The sequence below is a fragment of the Methylobacterium sp. UNCCL125 genome, from assembly GCF_900116795.1.
Lineage (GTDB): Bacteria > Pseudomonadota > Alphaproteobacteria > Rhizobiales > Beijerinckiaceae > Methylobacterium > Methylobacterium fujisawaense.
The window spans coordinates 98707-116677 of record NZ_FPBW01000005.1 but is presented as its reverse complement, the minus strand read 5'-3'; the positions used below and the strand labels follow the sequence as shown (position 1 = coordinate 116677).

The following is a 17971-nucleotide window of genomic DNA, read 5'->3' as shown; positions in this document are numbered from 1 at the left end:
GGAGCCGATCAGGGCTCCTCCTTCGCGGCGCACTTATGACGACCGCGCTCACCCCGCGCAGTTCAGGCCGGCAGCGGATGCAGGGCCGGCGCGGCCGGCTTGCGGCCCACGAAGGTCGCCATGAGAGCGGCGACGAGGCAGAGCAGGCCGGCCGAGATGAAGGCGCCGAAATAGGTGCCGCTCTCGGTGCGGATCATCCCGCCGAGCCAGGCTGCGGAAGCCGCACCGATCTGGTGAGCTGCCGCGATCCAGCCGAACATCAGGGCCGCGTTATCTTCGCCGAACGACTTGCCGGCCAGCTGCACGGTGGGTGGCACGGTGGCGATCCAGTCGAGCCCGTAGAACACCGCGAAGAGGGACAGGCCGTAGAAGCTGAAGTCGAAGGAATAGGGCAGAAAGATCAGCGAGAGGCCGCGCAGGCCGTAATACCACGCGAGCAGCTTGCGCGAGTCGAACCGGTCGGTGAGCCAGCCCGAAGCCGTGGTGCCGATCAGGTCGCAGATCCCCATGAGGGCCAACAGGCCGGCAGCCGTCACTTCGGCGATGCCGTGATCGATACAGGCCGGGATCAGATGCGTGCCGACCAGGCCGTTGGTAGAGGCGCCGCAGATGAAGAACGTGCCGGCGAGCAGCCAGAAATCCCGGGAGCGCAGTCCGATCCGCAGGCCGCGCAGCGCCCGCAGGGCCGGATTCTCGGTGAGGACCGGCGTCGGCGTCACCACGGTCTCGCCGTAGCGGGGCAGGCCGAGATCGGCCGGGCGATCCCGCATCAGCAGGGCCACCAGCGGGATCAGGGCCAGGGTCGCGGCCGCGACCACCAGGGAGACCGAGCGCCAGCCCTGGCCGACCGCGAGGGAGGCGAGCATCGGCAGGAAGACGAGCTGCCCGGTGGCGCTGCTCGCCGTCAGCATGCCGAGCACGAGACCGCGCCGCTTGGCGAACCAGCGTCCCGCCACGGTGGCGCCGAGGACGTTGGCGACCATGCCGGAGCCCGACCCGACGACGATGCCCCACAGCAGCACCATCTGCCAGGGCGCGGTCATGAGGCTCGTTGCGGCGGTGCCGAGCGCCAGGATGAGGAGCGCGCCACAGATGCAGCGCCGCAGCCCGAACCGCTCGATGATGGCGACCGCGAAGGGCCCGATCATCCCGTACAGGAAGATGTTGAGCGCGATGCCGACGCCGATCGTCGCCGCGGTCCAGCCGAATTCCCGCTCCCACGGCACGATCAACACGCTCGGGGTGGCCCGGACTCCGGCGCCGACGAGCAGCACCAGGAAGGTCACCGCGGCGATGATCCAGGCATAATGCAGCGGCGGCTTGGCGTGCGTGTCGGCGATGACGGACATGAACGGCCTCTGGAAAGGGCGGATTGCGGCGGATCGGTCAGGAGACGGAGGTCAGGGCGTCGGCGAGGGCGGCCACGGCCGCTGGCTCGACCCGGGCGTTGATGCGCGCCTGGGCGTCGCGCCAGTACGGCGTCGCCGCCGCGATCGCCTCGCCGCCGGCCTCGGTCAGCACGACCACGCGCTCGCGGGCGTCGGCCGCGCCAGGCGCGATTCGCACGAGGCCGCGACGCTCCAGCGGATCGAGGTTGCGGCCCATCGTGGTCCGCTCCAGGGCCGCCTCCGCGGCAAGTCGCGTCAACGGCGTCGGTCCGAGCCGCTGCAGCAGGCGCAGGATCGCGAACTGCGTCACGCGCAAGCCCACCGGCCGCAACGCGGCGTCGTAGGTCGTGGTCACCGCCCGTGTCGCCCGCCGCAGGGCTGAGCAGGTGCAGAGCTCTTGAGGACCATCGCCGGAATGAATGTCGGCCATAATATGTGCATATACACCCTTCTCGTCGGCGACAAGGCGCATCTGCGGTGAGCCTGACGGTTTGCGCCGATCGACACTGGCGGGCCGGCAAACCGGCGGGGGTGTCATCGACACGGCGGAAGACGCTGCTATCGATTGGATGAGTGACCCGGTTCGGGAGACGCGCGATGACACTCGAAACCGCCACGGCCTTGTCTTCCTCAGAGCAGAAGACGGCCCGGACGGGATTGATCGAGGCGGCCGCCGACATCGTGACCGAGCAGGGCGGACCGGGCGGCTTCGTGCGCGACCTGTTCGGCCGCGTGACACCGGAGGATCTGGCCTCCTACGACGCGGTGACTCTCGCCGATCTCGCCGCGCGCGCCCGTGCCTTCCTGGCTGAGCCGCGCCGGCCCGGTGAACCGGCACGGTTGCGCCTCAGCGAGGGTGCCCTCGTCCGCGGTGGCCGGGCGCGCGAGATGACGATCCTCGAAGTCGTCAACGACAACCGGCCCTTCCTCCTCGACTCGACCCTCGCCGAACTGACCGAGCAGGGCCTGTCCCCGCACCTCGTCGCGCACCCGATTCTCGGCATCGAGCGGGATGGCGGCGGCGGTCTGATACGGGTCGTCGGCGAAACGACGGCCGATGCCCAGGGCAGCCTGGCGCGCGAGAGCTTCATCCACATCCACCTCGACCGGCTGGCGGCCGAGGCCGGCGAGCGGCTGCTGGACGCCCTCGCGGCGGTCTACCGGGACGTCGCTCTGGCGACCGACGATCACGACGCCATGCTGACGCGCGTTGCGGAACTCGCGACGGATCTCGGCCGCGCCCCGACGCCGATGCCCGAAAGCGAGACCGAGGAAGCACGCGCTTTTCTGGAGTGGCTGACAGAGGGCCAGTTCCTGCTCCTCGGCATGCAGCAGCACGGTATCGACGGTGAGGGGCATCCCCTGGTCGAGGGGTCGAGCCTCGGCGTGCTGCGCGATCCCGGCGCCACGCCCCTGCGCCGGGGCCGGATCCCCGTGGACTACACCCCCGAAATCCTCGCCTTCCTGGAGGAGCCGCAGCCCCTCATCATCACGAAGGCGAGTGTGAAATCCCGCGTCCACCGCTCGGCCTTCCTGGACTATGTGGGCGTCAAGCTCTTCTCCGGGCTCGGGAAGCTGTCCGGTGAGGTGCGGATCGTCGGCCTGTTCACAGCGTCGGCCTATACCAGCCCCGCCCGCGAGGTTCCGGTCCTGCGCCGGAAGGTGGAGGCGGTGGTCCAGCGCGCCGGTCTCGACCCGACGAGCCATGCTGGGCGAAGCCTCCTCGCGGTACTGGAGAGCTATCCGCGCGACGATCTGTTCCAGATCGACATCGAGCGGCTCTACCGGTTCACCCTGGCCATCGCAGCTCTGGCCGACAGGCCGCGAGTGCGCGTGCTCTCGCGCCCGGACCGGTTCGGCCGCTTCGTGTCGCTCCTCGTCTACGTTCCGAAGGACCGCTACGATTCTGCGGTACGAGGCCGGATCGGCACCTACCTCGCCGAGGCCTATGGCGGCCGGCTGAGTGCCGCCCACCCGGACTATCCGGAGGGCTCCCTCGCCCGGATCCACTACATCATCGGCCTGTCCGACACGGGCAGCCCGGAGCAGGACCCAGCGGCCCTCGAAGCCGGCATCACCGCCCTGGTCCGGACCTGGGGCGACGCATTGCGCGAGGCGCTCGCGGAGGCTCACGGCGGCGACCAGGCGCGCATGCTGGCCGCCCGCTACGGCAACGCGTTCTCGGCCGCCTACCGGGACAATTTCCAGCCGGAGGTCGCAGTCGCCGACGTGGCGATCCTCGAGCGCCTCGGCGACAGCCAGCCGCGGGCCGTGCAGCTCGGCCGCCGACAGAGCGACTCGGCCGCGCAGGTCCGGCTGAAGGTCTTCTCGCGGGGCGCCGCCATCGCCTTGTCCGACCGGGTGCCCGGCCTGGAGAATCTCGGCTTCCGCGTCATCAACGAGCGCACCTATCGGGTCGTGCCGACAGGGGTCGAAGACGGCGCCCGAATCTGGCTGCACGACATGCTGATCGAGCGCGCCACCGGTGTCGCGATCGATCTCGACGCCCTGGAACGGCCTCTCGAGGCTGCGATGCTCGCCATCGCCGACGGAGCCGCGGAATCCGATGGCTACAACCGCCTCGTCCTCGAAGCCGCCCTCCTCTGGCGGGAGGCCGCCCTCCTCCGGGCGCTCGGTCGCTACCTGCGTCAGCTGCGCATCCGGTACGGACAGGACTATCTCGCCGGTACGCTGAGCCGGCATGCCGGGATCACGCGGGACATCGTCGCCCTGTTCCGCGCCCGGTTCGATCCGGCACTCGTCGGAGACAGGGCCGCCCGAGAGGCCGGGATACGCGCCTGCATCGAGACCGCGCTCGCCGAGGTCACCAGCCTCGACGACGACCGGATCCTGCGCCGGTTTGTGAACCTCGTCGAGGCCGCGGTACGGACCAACTTCTTCCAGAGCGGTGCCGACGGCCATCCCCGCGAGACGATCAGCTTCAAGTTCGCCTGCGCCCGGGTGACGGCGATGCCGCTGCCGAGGCCCCTCTTCGAGATTTTCGTCTACGCGCCCCGCGTCGAGGGCGTGCACCTGCGCTTCGGCTATGTCGCCCGCGGCGGCCTGCGCTGGTCCGACCGGCCGGAGGATTTCCGCACCGAAATCCTCGGGCTGGTGAAGGCTCAGCAGGTGAAGAACGCCGTGATCGTGCCCGTGGGCGCCAAGGGCGGCTTCTTCCCGAAGCGTCTGCCCCCGGCGTCAGACCGGGCCGCCTGGATGCAGGAGGGCACCGAGAGCTACCGGATCTTCATCCGGACCCTTCTGGAACTCACCGACAACATCGTCGACAACGCCATCGTGCCGCCGCCGGACACGGTGCGGCACGATCCCGATGACGCCTATCTCGTGGTCGCCGCCGACAAGGGCACCGCCACGTTTTCGGACATCGCCAACGCGCTTTCCCTCGAGAAGGGTCACTGGCTGGGTGACGCCTTCGCGTCCGGCGGCAGCCAGGGCTACGACCACAAGGGCATGGGCATCACCGCCCGCGGCGCCTGGGAGGCCGTGCGCCGGCATTTCCGCGAGATCGACGTGGACGTGCAGACCGATCCGATCGCCACGGTCGGCGTCGGCGACATGTCGGGGGACGTGTTCGGCAACGGCATGCTGCTCTCGAAAAGCATCCGCCTCATCGCCGCCTTCGACCACCGCGACATCTTTCTCGATCCGGACCCGGATGCGGCCACGAGCTTCGTCGAGCGGCGGCGGCTGTTCGATCTGGGGCGGTCCTCCTGGGCGGATTACGACAAGAGCCTGATCTCGGAGGGAGGCGGCGTGTTCTCGCGCAGCCTGAAGACGGTCCCGCTCTCCGCGGCGGTCCGGGCCGCCCTCGGTTTCGACCGCGCCGAGGCGACGCCGACCGAACTGATGCAGGCGATCCTGAAGGCGCCGGCCGACCTCCTGTGGTTCGGCGGTATCGGAACCTATGTTCGCGCGACCACCGAGACCGACGAGGATGCCGGCGATCGCGCCAACGACGCCGTCCGGATCACCGGGGCGGAGCTGCGCGCGAAGGTCGTCGGCGAAGGTGCCAATCTCGGCCTGACGCAGCGCGGACGAATCGAGGCGGCACGCGCGGGCGTCCGGCTGAACACCGACGCCATCGACAACTCCGCCGGCGTGAACACCTCGGATGTCGAGGTGAACATCAAGATCGCCCTCATGACGCCGGAGCGGGACGGCCGGCTGAGCTACGAGGCGCGCAACGCCCTGCTCGCCGACATGACCGACGAGGTCGGACGTCTGGTCCTCCGCAACAACGAGTTGCAGACGCTCGCCCTGTCGCTCGCCCAGCGCGGCGGACTCGGCGAGACCGGCTTCGCCGTGCGGACCATGCAGGCGCTGGAGGCGGAAGGCCGCCTCGACCGGACGGTGGAGTTTCTTCCCGACGACGCGACGCTCGCCGAACGCATGCGCCGGAACGAGGGCCTGACCCGGCCGGAATACGCGGTGCTGCTCGCCTACGCGAAGCTGTCTCTGCACGACGCCATCCTCGACAGCACCGTGCCGAACGATCCCTATTTCGACCGGGAGCTGCAGCGCTACTTCCCGAAGGCCCTGCGCGAGCGCTTCCCGGACGCCGTGAAGGCACACCGCTTGCGCCGCGAGATCATCGCCACGGCGCTCGCCAACATCATCGTCAACCGCGGCGGGCCCTCGCTGGTGACACGGCTCGTGGACGGCACCGGCGCCGACGCCGCGATCATCGCCAAGGCCTACGCGATGACCCGGGACGCCTTCGGGCTGATGGAGCTGAACCTTGCCATCGACGGTCTGGCGGGCCGCGTTTCGGGGCGGGAGCAGCTCGATCTCTATGCGGAGGTGCAGGATCTGCTGCTGAACCGGATCGTCTGGTTCATCCGCAACCTCGATCTGAGCGGAGGGCTCGCCCCCATGGTCGCCCGCTACCGGGACGGCATTGCCGCCGTCGAGGCGGCGCTGCCCGAGGTGCTCGGGGATGAGGCCCGCGCAGCCATCGACGCCCGCGAGGCGGAACTGACGGGGCACGGCATGGCCCCGGCCCAGGCCCGGCGGCTGGCCTCGCTCACCGCGCTCGGATCCGCACCCGATGTCGTCCGCGTCGCAGAGGCGAGTGGCCGACCGGTCGCTGAGGTGGCCGCGACCCATTTCGCCCTGGAGCATGCCTTCCGGCTCGACGATCTGGCGGCCGCGGCGCGGACTGTGCCGGTGGCCGACACGTTCGACCGCGTCGCGCTGGAGCGCGCGGTCGCCGGCATCGCCGCCGCCCATCGCAAACTCACCGCCGAGGTGGTGGCGGATCTGGGCGCGGGCCCCGACGCGGTGGAGGCTTGGGTGAAGGCACGCGGCGCTCCGCTGGCCCGGATCCGCGACGCGGTGGACGCGATCGGTGCGTCCGGCCTCACCGTCTCCAAGGCGACCGTGGCCGCCAGCCTGCTGGGCGACCTCGTTCGGGCCGACTGATTGTTCAGGCGCCGGGCACGGAAGCCGACGCAACTTCGTGGCGACGGCGGCTGACCGCGGTGAGGACCAGGCCGAGCCCGGCGAGGGACATCGCCGCGGCGATCAACGGAAGCTCGCGGTAGCTCGCGCCGAGAGTCAGAGCGGTACCACCGATCCAGGCGCCGACGGCATTGCCGAGGTTGAATGCGCCCTGGTTGAGCGTGGAGGCGAGGTTCGGCGCATCGGTCGCGGCTTCGACAACCCAGATCTGCAGCGGCGAAACCAGCGCGAAGACGAGTCCTGACCAGAGGACCATCACGGGAACGGTCAGAACGGGATCGTGCGCGACGGCCGCCAGGACCAGCAAGGCGGCCACGATGCCGAGGAAGCTGCCGATGATCGTCGCCATCGGACTCCGATCGGCAAGATGACCGCCGGCGAGGTTGCCGATGGTCAGGCCCAGTCCGGCCGAAAACAGCACACCCGTCACGCCACGCGGAGAGAAGCCGGACACCCCGGTCAGGAACGGTGTGATGTAGGTGAATACGGTGAAGAAGCTCACCGACGACAGGGTCGAGATCAGCATCGGCCGCAAGACCGGCCAGCGGCCGAGCGCCCTGAACTCGCTGGCGAGACGGCCACGCGTTCCAGGAAGGCCGGTGGGCACACAGAGCTGGATCGCGAGGCCCGCCGCGAGGCCGATCGCCACCACCGCCCAGAAGGTCGACCGCCATCCCGCGACCTGGCCGAGGGCGGTCCCCAGGGGCACACCCAGAACGTTGGCAAGCGTCAGGCCGGCGAACATTAGCGAGACCGCCTGCGTGCGCCTCTCTCGCGGCACGAGGTCCCGCGCCACCACCGCGCCGATTCCGAAGAACGCGCCGTGGGCGAAGGCGGTCAGGACGCGCGCCGTCATCAGCAAGGCGTAGCTCGGTGCCAACGCGCAGCCGAGATTTCCTGCCAGGAACACAGCCATCAGCGCGAGAAGCGCGGTCTTGCGCGGCAGGCCCGCGGTGGCGATCGCCACGATCGGCGCCCCCACGACCACGCCCATGGCATAGCCCGACACCAGATAGCCGGCCTGCGGGATGGTGACACCGAAGCTCTGCGCCACCTCCGGGAGCAGGCCCATGATGACGAACTCGGTGGTGCCGATCCCAAACGAGGCGACGGCAAGGGCGAGGATCGGCAGAGGCAGCACGGCAAAGTCCTTCGGCACGGGCGGGATCCGATGGTGCGGAGCAGCATCGCAGCGCGACGGCGATTGGATAGCGCCGTTGACGCGGCGCACACTTGCGCGACGCGCAGAGTGTCCGCCGGTGCGGATCGGCCTGGCCGGAGCGGAGGAGCAGGGAGTTCCCGGTGGACGGGGGCGCGCGAACACGGGTCGCTGCGGCTGGGATGCCGCACCTGCGGCTCACCCCCGCCGCGGGCTTCCGGATGGGCGGAGCCGCCTTCGATCAGGTCGAGACAGCGCCAGCCCAACGCCGCGCTTGGCCTAGGCATCCGTCGGAACGTGAAGTGGAGATCGCCTCGTCCGGCGCCCCGGCGGCTGTCTTGCGAGGCCAGAAGTCGCGGCGTGACCGGCGACCACCCCCGAGTGCGGCCGCTGCAATCGATTGGTGGAATCGGCTTAAAGACGATGGAGGCCAAGTAGGCCTGAACCGAGGCAGTGTCGAAGCAACGACACCGCCTCGTTGAGCCGAGGTCATCACAACACTGTCTTCGCAGACGTCAGCATCGCAAGTCAGGTAGGTAGACGGGTCGTGGCCGCGGGGGCCGCCCGAGCTGCGGGACGCGTCCGACGTGACTGAGCGATCCGGGCCACGAGGTCCATCGTGCCTGAGCCTAAGTGGCACCGGCGGACATCGAGAGTCGAAGTCGCCGGCCCAGCGGAGCCACGCCAGCGCAGAAGGCAAGACTCCACCCAGCCAATCGAGCGAGGTAATCTGTGCGGCAAGCCGCTCAGTAGTCTTGAGTCATCGCCCGACACATTGATCGCAATGGATCGTTTCCGTCGATTCGGCCGACTACTCCGCCACGCCCTTTTTCCGCCCGCGCGGCTTGGAAGCAGGCGCGACCACGGCTTCCGGTGTCGGCGCCGGCGCTGGCGCCCCGACGTTCTTGCGGCGCTGCTGCCCGAGGCCCAGAGCCCGAGCCAGCTCGGAGCGTTGGGCGGAGTAGCTTGCAGCGGTCATGGGATAGTCCCGCGGCAAGCCCCACTTCTCACGGTAGGCCTCGGGCGTCAGACCTCGCAACGTAAGGTGACGGCGAAGCGTCTTGTACGGCTTCCCGTCCTCGAAGCTGATGATATGATCCGCCGTGACCGACTTGCGGATCTGGGACGGGCTCATCTTTTCAACGGGCGAATTCGCGGCACGACTTTGAGTTGTCAAACCACTCAACGCCGCATGGATGCCGCCAATCAACCCGGGAAGCTCCGAAGCCGGCACGGAATTGTTCGACACATAAGCCGCCACGATATCTACCGTGAGATCGACCGACGGGCTGTGCTCGTTAGCTGCGCTGTCACTCACGATAAACTCCATGAGTACAAATCACCAAGTCGATCAATCCAGGTCGGATGCGATCGAATTCATCATAACGATAGCAGAGTATACAAAAAATCTCAATCATAATTGCGGAGGCGCGGAGAGATCGAAACCGCGCGGCGTCGATGCCAGGGGGATGCCAGGGGATGTCAGGGCGATGCCGTCGTTGACCGGGCATTAACCATGCCGTCGCTAGGGTTCGTTAACCATGCCGGCGACCCGTTTCTGGGCGGCATGATCGATGACCTTCGGACTTCGGTGCCGGAGATGTGGGCGGAGACCGGGATCAGGTGCGGACGGCGGCTGACCGGCGGAAACGGCAGAACTCGCGGCTGGCCGTCGCGGCGCTGAGCTTAACGCTCGCGACGCCGGCGCTGGCTCAACGCTTCGACGCGACGAGTCCCGTCACGGGTCAGCCCGACAATCCCGGCATCGGGCAGGAGGCGGCGCCGAACGGCCTGCCAGCCCTCAAGCGGAGCATCCCTGACGGCCTGACCCGCGATTCAGGACGCAGCTCGCTCGGCGGGGACACGACGGGCGGCGAGCAAACCGGAGGCGACAGCCTTCGGTCCCCGCTGTCGCCTCCGATACCGCGACAGACGCTGGGCCAGCCCGGCCAGTCTCAGCTCGACACTCGGATCACGACGGGCGGCCGGCGGACCGGCGGAAGCTCGACGGCTCCGGCCAACCTCGCCCCTTCGACACTCCTGCGCACCCGAGCCGCTCCCCCCCGGCGGATCGGTTCCGCGACCCGGCGCGTCACCCAGAGCGTGACGCAGGTTCCGCCCCCGGCGCTGCGGTTGTCGCCGGTGGTTCAGCAACCGGTGGTCGGCGTACCGAATCCGTCGACGGTGACGCCGATCCGGCCCCTGTTCCCTCTGCAGGCCATCGGACCGACACTCGGCCTCCTGACGCCGGGCTTCATCCTCGGCACCGACTTGGCGCGCGCGATCCCCACCGATCCAGCCTTCGCGCCCATCGGCTATCAGGTCGGCACCTTCACGGTGCTCCCGACCTTCGCACAGAGCATCGGCTACGACTCGAATCCGGACCAGACCAGCCGGCAGATCGCAAAGGGCTCGGTCGCCCTGCGCACAGACGCCACGGTCGACTTCCGCAGCAACTGGTCCTCGAGTTCCCTACAGGGTTCGCTCAGGGGTTCTTACCTCGAAACGCCGCAGAACGAGGCCGCGAGCCGCCCCGCAGCGGACGGCACCGTGCGCCTGCGGATCGACGCCAACCGGGATCTGCGCATCGACGCGGAGGGGCGCTTCCTGGTCGACACGCAACGCACGTCGAGCGCCAACCTGCAGGCCCCCGCGGCGACGAGCCGGCCGCTTCTGGCTGTTTACGGCGGGTCGCTGGGCGCCACGGAGACATTCAACCGTCTGTCGGTGACTCTGCGCGGGTCGATCGACCGGTCGGAGTTCGACAATGCCCGCCTGGCCAATGGGACGACCATCAATCAGTCCGACCGGAACTTGAATCAGTACAGTCTCCAATTGCGCACGGCCTACGAGGTCAACCCCGATTTCAGCCCATTCATCGACCTCCTCGGCGACACCCGCGTCTACGATCAGCGGTTCGACCTGACGGGTGCGCGCCGGGACTCGGACGGCATCGCGCTCGCCTTCGGCACGAGCATCGGGCTCGCGCGCTCCGTGACGGGTGAGATCTCGGCCGGCATTCAACATCGGACCTACGTCGACCCGACCCTCCGGGACATCAATGCGCCGTTGCTCAACGCGGCCCTGGTCTGGGCCGCAAGCCCGCTCACCACCGTCCGGCTCACCGCCGCGACGGGCGTCACCGAGACGACGATCCCGGGCTCCAGCGGCGTGCTGACCGAGGTCGCAACACTGGAAGTGCAGCACGATCTCCTGCGCAACCTGTCGATCGTCCTGGGCGGATCCTACCTCCGCAACGATTATCAGAACAGCACCATCCGCGAGAACGGCTTCTCGGCAACCGCGCGCGTCGACTACCACTTCACGCGCTGGCTGACGCTGCGAGGCACTTATCTCTACCAGAAATTCGACAGCACCGTCGCCGGATCGAGCTTTCGGGAGAACACGTTCCTGCTCGGATTGCGTGTGAACCCATGAGGCGCCGCTCGCATCGCGATCGTTAGGGCCGGCGTCATCGTCTCGTCTCGCCGCGCCGTCCGACGCCATCGCGACCAGCGCCGCTGATCCGCCGTTCAACTGCGGCGTTGGGCGAAAAAATCCCGGAGCAGGGCCGCGGCTTCACGCTCGCGGAAGCCGCCATAGACCTCCGGCACGTGATGGCAGGTGGGCTGATCGAAGACGCGCGGGCCGTGCTCGACCCCCCCGCCCTTCGGGTCCGACGCGCCGTAATAGAGCCGCCGTATCCGCGCGATGGATATGGCCCCCGCACACATCGGGCACGGTTCCAGCGTGACATAGAGATCGCAGCCGGTGAGGCGTTCCTCACCGAGGACCGCACAGGCTGCCCGGATCGCCAGGATTTCCGCGTGCGCGGTCGGGTCGTTGAGCCGCCGCGGTTGATTATGCGCGACCGCGAGGACGATCCCGTCCCGGACCACCGCGGCGCCGACGGGGACTTCCCCGGCCACGGCAGCGGCGCGGGCGGCTGCGAAAGCGTGGTCCAGTGCGGTCAGCGCTCCGGACGATGGGCGGTCCGGACGGTGGATCGGATCGGAAGCCACCATGCCCTCAAGCCCGTGCCTGCACAGAGGCGCGGCGGCGTCCCGGCCTGATCCTCGTCAATGTTAAGGGCTGGAACATTCGACCGACCGTGACCGTTTCTTGAACCAGTGCGGCATCGCCGCAGGTCGAACAAGAGGACAACGCCATGAGCAGCACCACCGACAAGATCAAGGGCGTCGCCAACGAGGCTCTTGGGAAGGCCAAGCAGGGCATCGGCGATGTGACCAACAACGACAAGCTCAAGGCTGAGGGCGCGGCTCAGGAACTCAAGGGCAAGGCGCAGGCTACGGTCGGCGACGCGAAGAGCGCGGTGAAGTCGGCCACCGACAAGCTCTGAACGTCAAGCACAACCGGAACGGAACCCGCCTCGCGCGGGTTCCAGTCTTGAACTGAACCGGACTAAGCGAGGATGCCATGATCGGCTGGGCTGTCACATTTCTCGTCGTCGCTCTCGTGGCGGCGCTCCTCGGCTTCGGCGGCATCGCCGGAACGGCCATGGAAGCTGCCAAGATCGTCTTCTTCGTGGCGATCGCCCTGTTCCTGATCTCCGCCGTGTTCGGCGTGATGCGCGGTCGCTCACCCCGGATCTGACGGCACACACGCGCATCGATCTTCGAGGCGGTCCCGATGGGCCGCCTTCGTCGTTTCAGCCTCGGCTCGACCGCACGTGCCGTCTCGCCTGTAGAGTGTGGCTCTGATAAGCGGCAGGCATGACCGATCTGCCGAACGACGATAAGCCCGAGGCGGGCGCTGCCCGCCCGGCCCCCGAGTCAAACCAGGGCCAGGGCTGGACCCCGCCGACCGATGCGGGCAGTGCCGCGGACGCCCCTGACGCTCCGAGGAAGCCGACAGCCAAGGCGAAGGCGGGTGCCAAGACTGCGCAGCCGCTGCCGGCAACCCCGACCGAGGACGAGGGCGCTATCGAGACGCCGCCCGGCGAGCGTATCGCCAAGGCTATGGCACGGGCCGGCATTGCCTCTCGGCGGGATGCTGAAGCGATGATTCTGGCCGGTCGCGTCAGCGTCAACGGCGAGACGCTGACCTCCCCCGCCCGCAACGTCACCGAGAACGACCGCATCCTGATCGACGGCGAACCGATGCCGTCGCGCGAGCGGAGCCGACTGTGGATCTTCCACAAGCCTCGGGGGGTGGTGACCACGGCCCGCGATCCCGAGGGTCGCCAGACCGTCTTCGAGGCGCTGCCCGAAGAACTGCCGCGGGTCGTCGCGGTGGGACGCCTCGACATCAACACCGAGGGTCTCCTGCTCCTGACCAACGACGGCGGCTTGGCCAAGGTGATCGCGCATCCCGACACGGGCTGGCTGCGCCGGTACCGGGTCCGTGCGCACGGCGACACCGATCAGGCGCAGCTCGACAGGCTGGCCAAGGGCGTGACCATCGATGGCATGGAATACGGCCCGGTGGAGGCCACCCTCGACCGCGTCCAGGGCGACAACGTCTGGCTGACGCTCGGCCTTCGCGAAGGCAAGAACCGCGAGGTCAAGCGTATCCTTGAGCATCTCGGCCTCTCGGTGAACCGGCTGATCCGGCTGTCCTTCGGCCCGTTCCAGCTGGGCGATCTGGAGGTCGGGCTGGTGGAAGAGGTGCGCACGCGCGTGCTGAAGGACCAGCTCGGCAAGAGCCTCGCCGAACAGGCGGGCGTGGATTTCGACAGCCCGGTCCGGGAACCGATCGCTCCCTTCGGCGAATCGCGACCGTCCGACCGGGAAGCTCGGGCTGCACAACAAGCTCCATCCCGGCGCAATGCTGCGCGTCCGGCACCGACGCCTCGGGTCTCGACAGGCGGTACCGGACCCGGACCCCGCAACTCCGCGTGGCGCGACGAGGACGCGACGAAGCCGCGGGGGACGCGCATCCCCCGCCGCGGTGCGGACCCTCGTGCGGCGCAGGCCGCCGCGGCCGAACGGGGTCGCGAACGTGTCGGCTCGATCCGCACCGGCGAGCGCCGCGTCGTCGTCGAGCGCCTGACGGCGACGCCTGCGGAGCCAGCGCCCGTCGAGAAGCCGCGGCGCCGCTTTGCCGACAAGGCCGGACAGGAACGGCCGGAGCGCAATGCCGGCCCACGCGGCGAACGCGGCACCGGCGAGTGGAAGCGCCGGGAGACAGGGCGAGACGACCGGCCGCGCGGGGATACGCGCTTCGAGGATCGCCGCGACGGCAAGGCTGGCGATCGGCGCGAACGCGCATTCGACGCCAAGCCGGCCGACGGAGCGGCCCGAAAGGCCGGTTCGTTCCCGCCCCGGAAACCCGCCGCCGGTGGCGGCAAGCCGGCCTTCGGAGGCCCGAAGCCGGGAGGCGCACGTCCCGGTGGATCCCGTCCCGGTGGATCCCGTCCCGGTGGATCCCGTCCCGGCGGCAAGCCGGGCGGCTTCTCTGGCGGCGCGCCCGGCAAGGGCGGCGGGCGACCGGGTGGTCGTCCCGGTGCCCCGCGCGGCGGAGCCAAGCCCGGCGGTGGCCGACCGCCACGCGGGACGCGATGAGGATCGTCGGTGGCGCTTGGCGGGGCCGCAGGCTCGCCACGCCGCGCACCGAAGCGATCCGGCCGACTTCGGATCGACTCCGGGAATCGCTGTTCAACGTGCTGACCCATGCCTACGAGCAGGCTGTCGAGGGTGCTCAGGTTCTCGACCTGTTTGCCGGGACGGGCGCTCTCGGATTCGAGGCCCTGTCGCGGGGTGCCGCCTACGCGTTGCTCGTCGATGAGGGCGCCGAAGCCCGCGCGGTGATCCGCACCAATATCGAGGCGCTCGGGGCCGAAGGCGTGACGCGCCTGTTCCGTCGGGATGCGACCCGGCTTGGGCCTGCCGCCTCGGCGGGCCCTTTCTCGCTCGTCTTCTGCGATCCCCCCTACGGCAAAGATCTGGCGCCGCGCGCCCTCGAGAGCGCTGCCGCGGGCGGATGGCTCGCCCCTGGGGCTCTTGTCGTGGTCGAGGAGGCCGCAGCCGTCCAACTGGTCTGGCCCGCGGGCTTCGAATCGGTGGAACGACGCGTCTACGGCGACACGGCGGTGGCGATCGCACGATTTAACGCCTGAGCCCCTCTAGGGAGCTTCGACCATTTCCTCTTCGGAAACCGTCAGCTCAGGGCCGAAATGGATAGCCAGCCAGACGGTGGGAGACTCGGTCCAGTGGACCCGGTGCCGACGGTGCGGAGCGATCATCAGGGCATCGCCAGCGACGAGGCGACGCGGGGCCGACTCGTCGGCGAACAGGAGGTCGGCCGCGCCCGTCAGGACGGCGACCCACTCGGCGTGCGGCTGATCGTAGTAGAAGCCCGGCGGACTCGCTTGCCCGGTCGAGACGATGCGCTCCACCCGGAGACCCGGGCTGGCCACCAAGACCGACACGACCTCATCGGCTGCGCCGAGCGGCAGATCGGCCAGCAGATTGGTCACGGTCGTCGGTCGTTCGGCCATGATCCATCCCCGGCAGATCTCACGCGGCGCTAGGCTGGAGCGCCGCGCCAGCCCGATCTCACGCGTTCCGCGGTGCGGTGGGAGACTGAGGCGCCGCTTCGTCCGCCGATCGCAGCTGGCCGATCCGCGCGGCGGATTTCACCAGCGAGAGCACGTCGCGGCGCATCTGATCGTCGGCGATCTGATTGTAGGCCCGCAGGATCTCGACGGCGCCGGCCACACGAAGCAGCGCCGGGCCATTCTCCGTCGAAGCCTCGGGCTCGGGCTCGAAGAAGCTTGAGACCGGAACGCCGAGTCGCTCGGCGATTGCCTGCAGACGGCCGGCTCCGACCCGGTTCTTGCCGGTCTCGTACTTCTGGACCTGCTGGAAGCTGACACCCAATGCACTGGCCAGGGCCGACTGGCTCAATCCGTTAGCGGCCCGAAGGAACGCGATGCGGCTGCCGACCCCGTGATCAATGGCTGTCGTCTGCTTCGGCTTGGGGGTTGGGTTCGCCATCGTTGGTAGTCCGGATGTTCTTAAATGTTGGCAGGCTTGCTCGCCCGGATCCGGGGCGCCAATCACAACTGACAGGTGCAACATTGCGCCGCGAAGATCCAGACGTGACATCTGTTAGTGCCACAGGTCAGCCGCGCGTGCAACGAATGGTTACGCTTTCAAAATCTTGAGCCCGGAAGACTCCCGGGCGGGCCTCTCAGTGACCACGACATGAACAACTAAACGATCATCCGCGATCATACAAAAGTGATCGAAATCGACTAGAGCCCCGCATTCGAAAACTGCAGCGCGCTATTGGGTTGCCTGCTCCACGTTGGCCCGGGAATGCCGATCCACGGGACACGGCGTGACACACAGAGGTTCGACCCGGAAATCGCAGCCGTTCGGTCGCGATGTGTTCACGCCGCAGGACCGAGCCAGTCGGTGACGATTCGCAACTGCTCGTCGTCCAGCAGTGCAGGCGCGTGGCCGCACTGGGGGATCTCGACGCGCCGTGTCGGAGGTCCCCTGCGGGTCATCTCATCGGCGGTCGAAGCGAGGAGCAAGTCCGAATGCTCTCCGCGCAGGAGCAGGACGGGACAGGTTATGACGTCCCAGTCGCGCCACATGCTGACACTGTAAACTCGGCCGGGCCGGAACGCGTCGCCGATCCCGGGATCGTAATGGGGCCGCCAGCCGCCGTTCGGCACTTGGTGAAAGCTGTACTTGGCGATGTGGCGCCATTGCTCGTCGGTGAGCGGTCCGAATGCGCCCAGCACCGTGCGCAGGCGCGACTCGCCCGAGGCCAGGTTATGGTGAAGCCGGGGCGCGTCGCGCAGGCGCGAGCCGATCTCGCGGATGGGCGCCCAGGGTAGAAACGGGCCGATATCGTTGATCACCATCCGGCGGATCGGAGAGCGTGCGGCGGCGGCCAGGACCATTCCGGTGAGGCCGCCGAGGGAGGTGCCGACCCAGTCGATCTTCCCTGGAACCCGGAGATGCGCGATGAGCGCCGCCATGTCGGCGGCGTATTGCGGCAGGCCGTAGAGTTCCGGATCCTTCAACCAGCCGCTGAGACCGCGCCCGGGCAGGTCGGGACAGACGACCCGGTAGCCCAGCTTCGCCAGCCGATAGCCGAGCGCGTCGAAGTCGCGACCCTGGCGGCTCAGGCCGTGCACGCAGATCACCACGTGCGGGCTGTCCGCTTCGCCCCATTCCACGTAAGCGATGCGATGGAAGTCGTGCGGCGCATAGGCTTGGAAATGGCCTGTCCGGAACGGCACATCGGCGCGACTCAGATCGTCGAGCCGCAGCTTCGTCTCGGGTCCGGAAACTGGCGCCGCGCCGGCGGCGGTCACGGAGTCTCCGTGCGCGCGGCGGCCTCGCGGGCGAGGCGGCTGGCCGTCTGATGGAGGTCGACCATCTGGTCGGTGAGCCGACGCGCCTGCTCCTGCAGGAACGCGATGTTCAGCGCCACGACCTCGCGGGCATCGGCTGCCGCGGCAAGGCGGTCCGCGAAATCGAGGCCCGCACGGACATTCGTGTCCGAAGCCACGAGCATCCGGTGGCTGATCTCCCGCATCGCCGCCATGGTATGGACGGCGTTGTCCTCAACGGCATTGTAGAGCCGCGCGCCGGCATCGTCCCATTGCTCGCGCAACGTGCGGGCACCGGCCGCATGACGATCGGCGAGATTGTGCGCGGTCTCGCGGCTCGAGCCCATGACCGCGCGCCAGCCCTCGAAACTCTGTGCCGCCGACGCCTCGAAGGCGTTCAGCGCCATCTCGCCGGCCTCGGCGAAGCGCTCATACGCCTCGCGCGCCCGGGCGACACTGCTCTCGGCCATGGCGCGGCCGGTCTCTTTGGAGACCACCGGCAGGTTGTCGTTCCCCACTGTCGTCTCCCGCAGATCGGACGATCGCATCCGGCCTCGGCCGCGCACGGCCAAGGATAGGGCATCCGACAGGGTTGTCTTCCCGTCAATCGCGCCCGGTAACAGAATCCGC

15 protein-coding genes are annotated in these 17971 nt (G+C 68.7%); 6 read left to right on the top strand and 9 right to left on the bottom strand.

Translation table 11 applies throughout. From position 1 onward, the window contains the following. Window positions 1-62 precede the first annotated feature (62 nt). Window positions 63-1349, bottom strand: a complete 1287-nt coding sequence (locus BM396_RS05900; protein WP_043380372.1) for an MFS transporter — start codon at window positions 1347-1349, stop codon at window positions 63-65. Window positions 1350-1386: 37 nt separating this feature from the next. Continuing rightward, entirely contained in the window at window positions 1387-1743 is a 357-nt protein-coding gene (locus BM396_RS05895; RefSeq protein ID WP_244538818.1) for a MarR family winged helix-turn-helix transcriptional regulator, read from the bottom strand. Window positions 1744-1985: 242 nt separating this feature from the next. Between BM396_RS05895 and BM396_RS05890 the strand changes: the two genes are divergently transcribed. Then, window positions 1986-6830, top strand: a complete 4845-nt coding sequence (locus BM396_RS05890; RefSeq protein ID WP_043380376.1) for an NAD-glutamate dehydrogenase — start codon at window positions 1986-1988, stop codon at window positions 6828-6830. Window positions 6831-6834: 4 nt separating this feature from the next. Here BM396_RS05890 and BM396_RS05885 read toward each other — a convergent pair whose 3' ends face one another. Next, complete coding sequence (locus tag BM396_RS05885) at window positions 6835-8010, bottom strand: MFS transporter (protein ID WP_043355005.1); 1176 nt, start codon at window positions 8008-8010, stop codon at window positions 6835-6837. 829 nt (window positions 8011-8839) lie between these two features. Beyond that, a complete protein-coding gene (locus tag BM396_RS05880) occupies window positions 8840-9358 on the bottom strand; it encodes a Ros/MucR family transcriptional regulator (RefSeq protein ID WP_043380378.1) in 519 nt (172 codons plus the stop codon). A 293-nt stretch (window positions 9359-9651) separates the two neighbouring features. On the opposite strand from BM396_RS05880, the gene BM396_RS05875 reads away from it, so the two are divergent. Continuing rightward, the gene (locus BM396_RS05875; protein WP_051975968.1) at window positions 9652-11466 is read left to right on the top strand and encodes an outer membrane beta-barrel protein; all 1815 of its coding nucleotides are present in this window, start codon (window positions 9652-9654) and stop codon (window positions 11464-11466) included. A 95-nt stretch (window positions 11467-11561) separates the two neighbouring features. Here BM396_RS05875 and BM396_RS05870 read toward each other — a convergent pair whose 3' ends face one another. Next, window positions 11562-12053 (bottom strand): nucleoside deaminase, encoded by a 492-nt coding sequence (locus tag BM396_RS05870; protein WP_051975963.1) that lies wholly within the window; start codon window positions 12051-12053, stop codon window positions 11562-11564. A gap of 143 nt (window positions 12054-12196) precedes the next feature. Between BM396_RS05870 and BM396_RS05865 the strand changes: the two genes are divergently transcribed. From BM396_RS05865 to rsmD, 4 genes are all read left to right on the top strand, one after another. Further along, window positions 12197-12388, top strand: a complete 192-nt coding sequence (locus BM396_RS05865) for a CsbD family protein (RefSeq protein ID WP_043348685.1) — start codon at window positions 12197-12199, stop codon at window positions 12386-12388. Window positions 12389-12465: 77 nt separating this feature from the next. Next, window positions 12466-12642, top strand: a complete 177-nt coding sequence (locus tag BM396_RS05860; protein WP_043348682.1) for a DUF1328 domain-containing protein — start codon at window positions 12466-12468, stop codon at window positions 12640-12642. Window positions 12643-12761: 119 nt separating this feature from the next. Further along, window positions 12762-14552: a pseudouridine synthase gene (locus BM396_RS05855; protein WP_091994720.1), complete on the top strand. Its 1791-nt coding sequence runs from the start codon at window positions 12762-12764 to the stop codon at window positions 14550-14552. Beyond that, complete coding sequence (gene rsmD / locus BM396_RS05850; protein WP_043348679.1) at window positions 14549-15106, top strand: 16S rRNA (guanine(966)-N(2))-methyltransferase RsmD; 558 nt, start codon at window positions 14549-14551, stop codon at window positions 15104-15106. Before BM396_RS05855 ends, rsmD begins: the two co-directional genes overlap by 4 nt. A gap of 6 nt (window positions 15107-15112) precedes the next feature. On the opposite strand, the gene BM396_RS05845 is transcribed toward rsmD, so the two are convergent. From BM396_RS05845 to BM396_RS05830, 4 genes are all read right to left on the bottom strand, one after another. Then, on the bottom strand, window positions 15113-15487 hold the full coding sequence (locus tag BM396_RS05845) for a cupin domain-containing protein (RefSeq protein ID WP_043348677.1): 375 nt from the start codon (window positions 15485-15487) through the stop codon (window positions 15113-15115). Between the two features lie 58 nt (window positions 15488-15545). Next, the gene (locus BM396_RS05840; protein WP_043380383.1) at window positions 15546-15986 is read right to left on the bottom strand and encodes a helix-turn-helix domain-containing protein; all 441 of its coding nucleotides are present in this window, start codon (window positions 15984-15986) and stop codon (window positions 15546-15548) included. Window positions 15987-16384: 398 nt separating this feature from the next. Then, window positions 16385-17323: an alpha/beta fold hydrolase gene (locus tag BM396_RS05835; protein WP_043380385.1), complete on the bottom strand. Its 939-nt coding sequence runs from the start codon at window positions 17321-17323 to the stop codon at window positions 16385-16387. Continuing rightward, window positions 17320-17859, bottom strand: a complete 540-nt coding sequence (locus BM396_RS05830; RefSeq protein WP_043380536.1) for a phasin family protein — start codon at window positions 17857-17859, stop codon at window positions 17320-17322. Before BM396_RS05830 ends, BM396_RS05835 begins: the two co-directional genes overlap by 4 nt. Window positions 17860-17971: the final 112 nt, after the last annotated feature.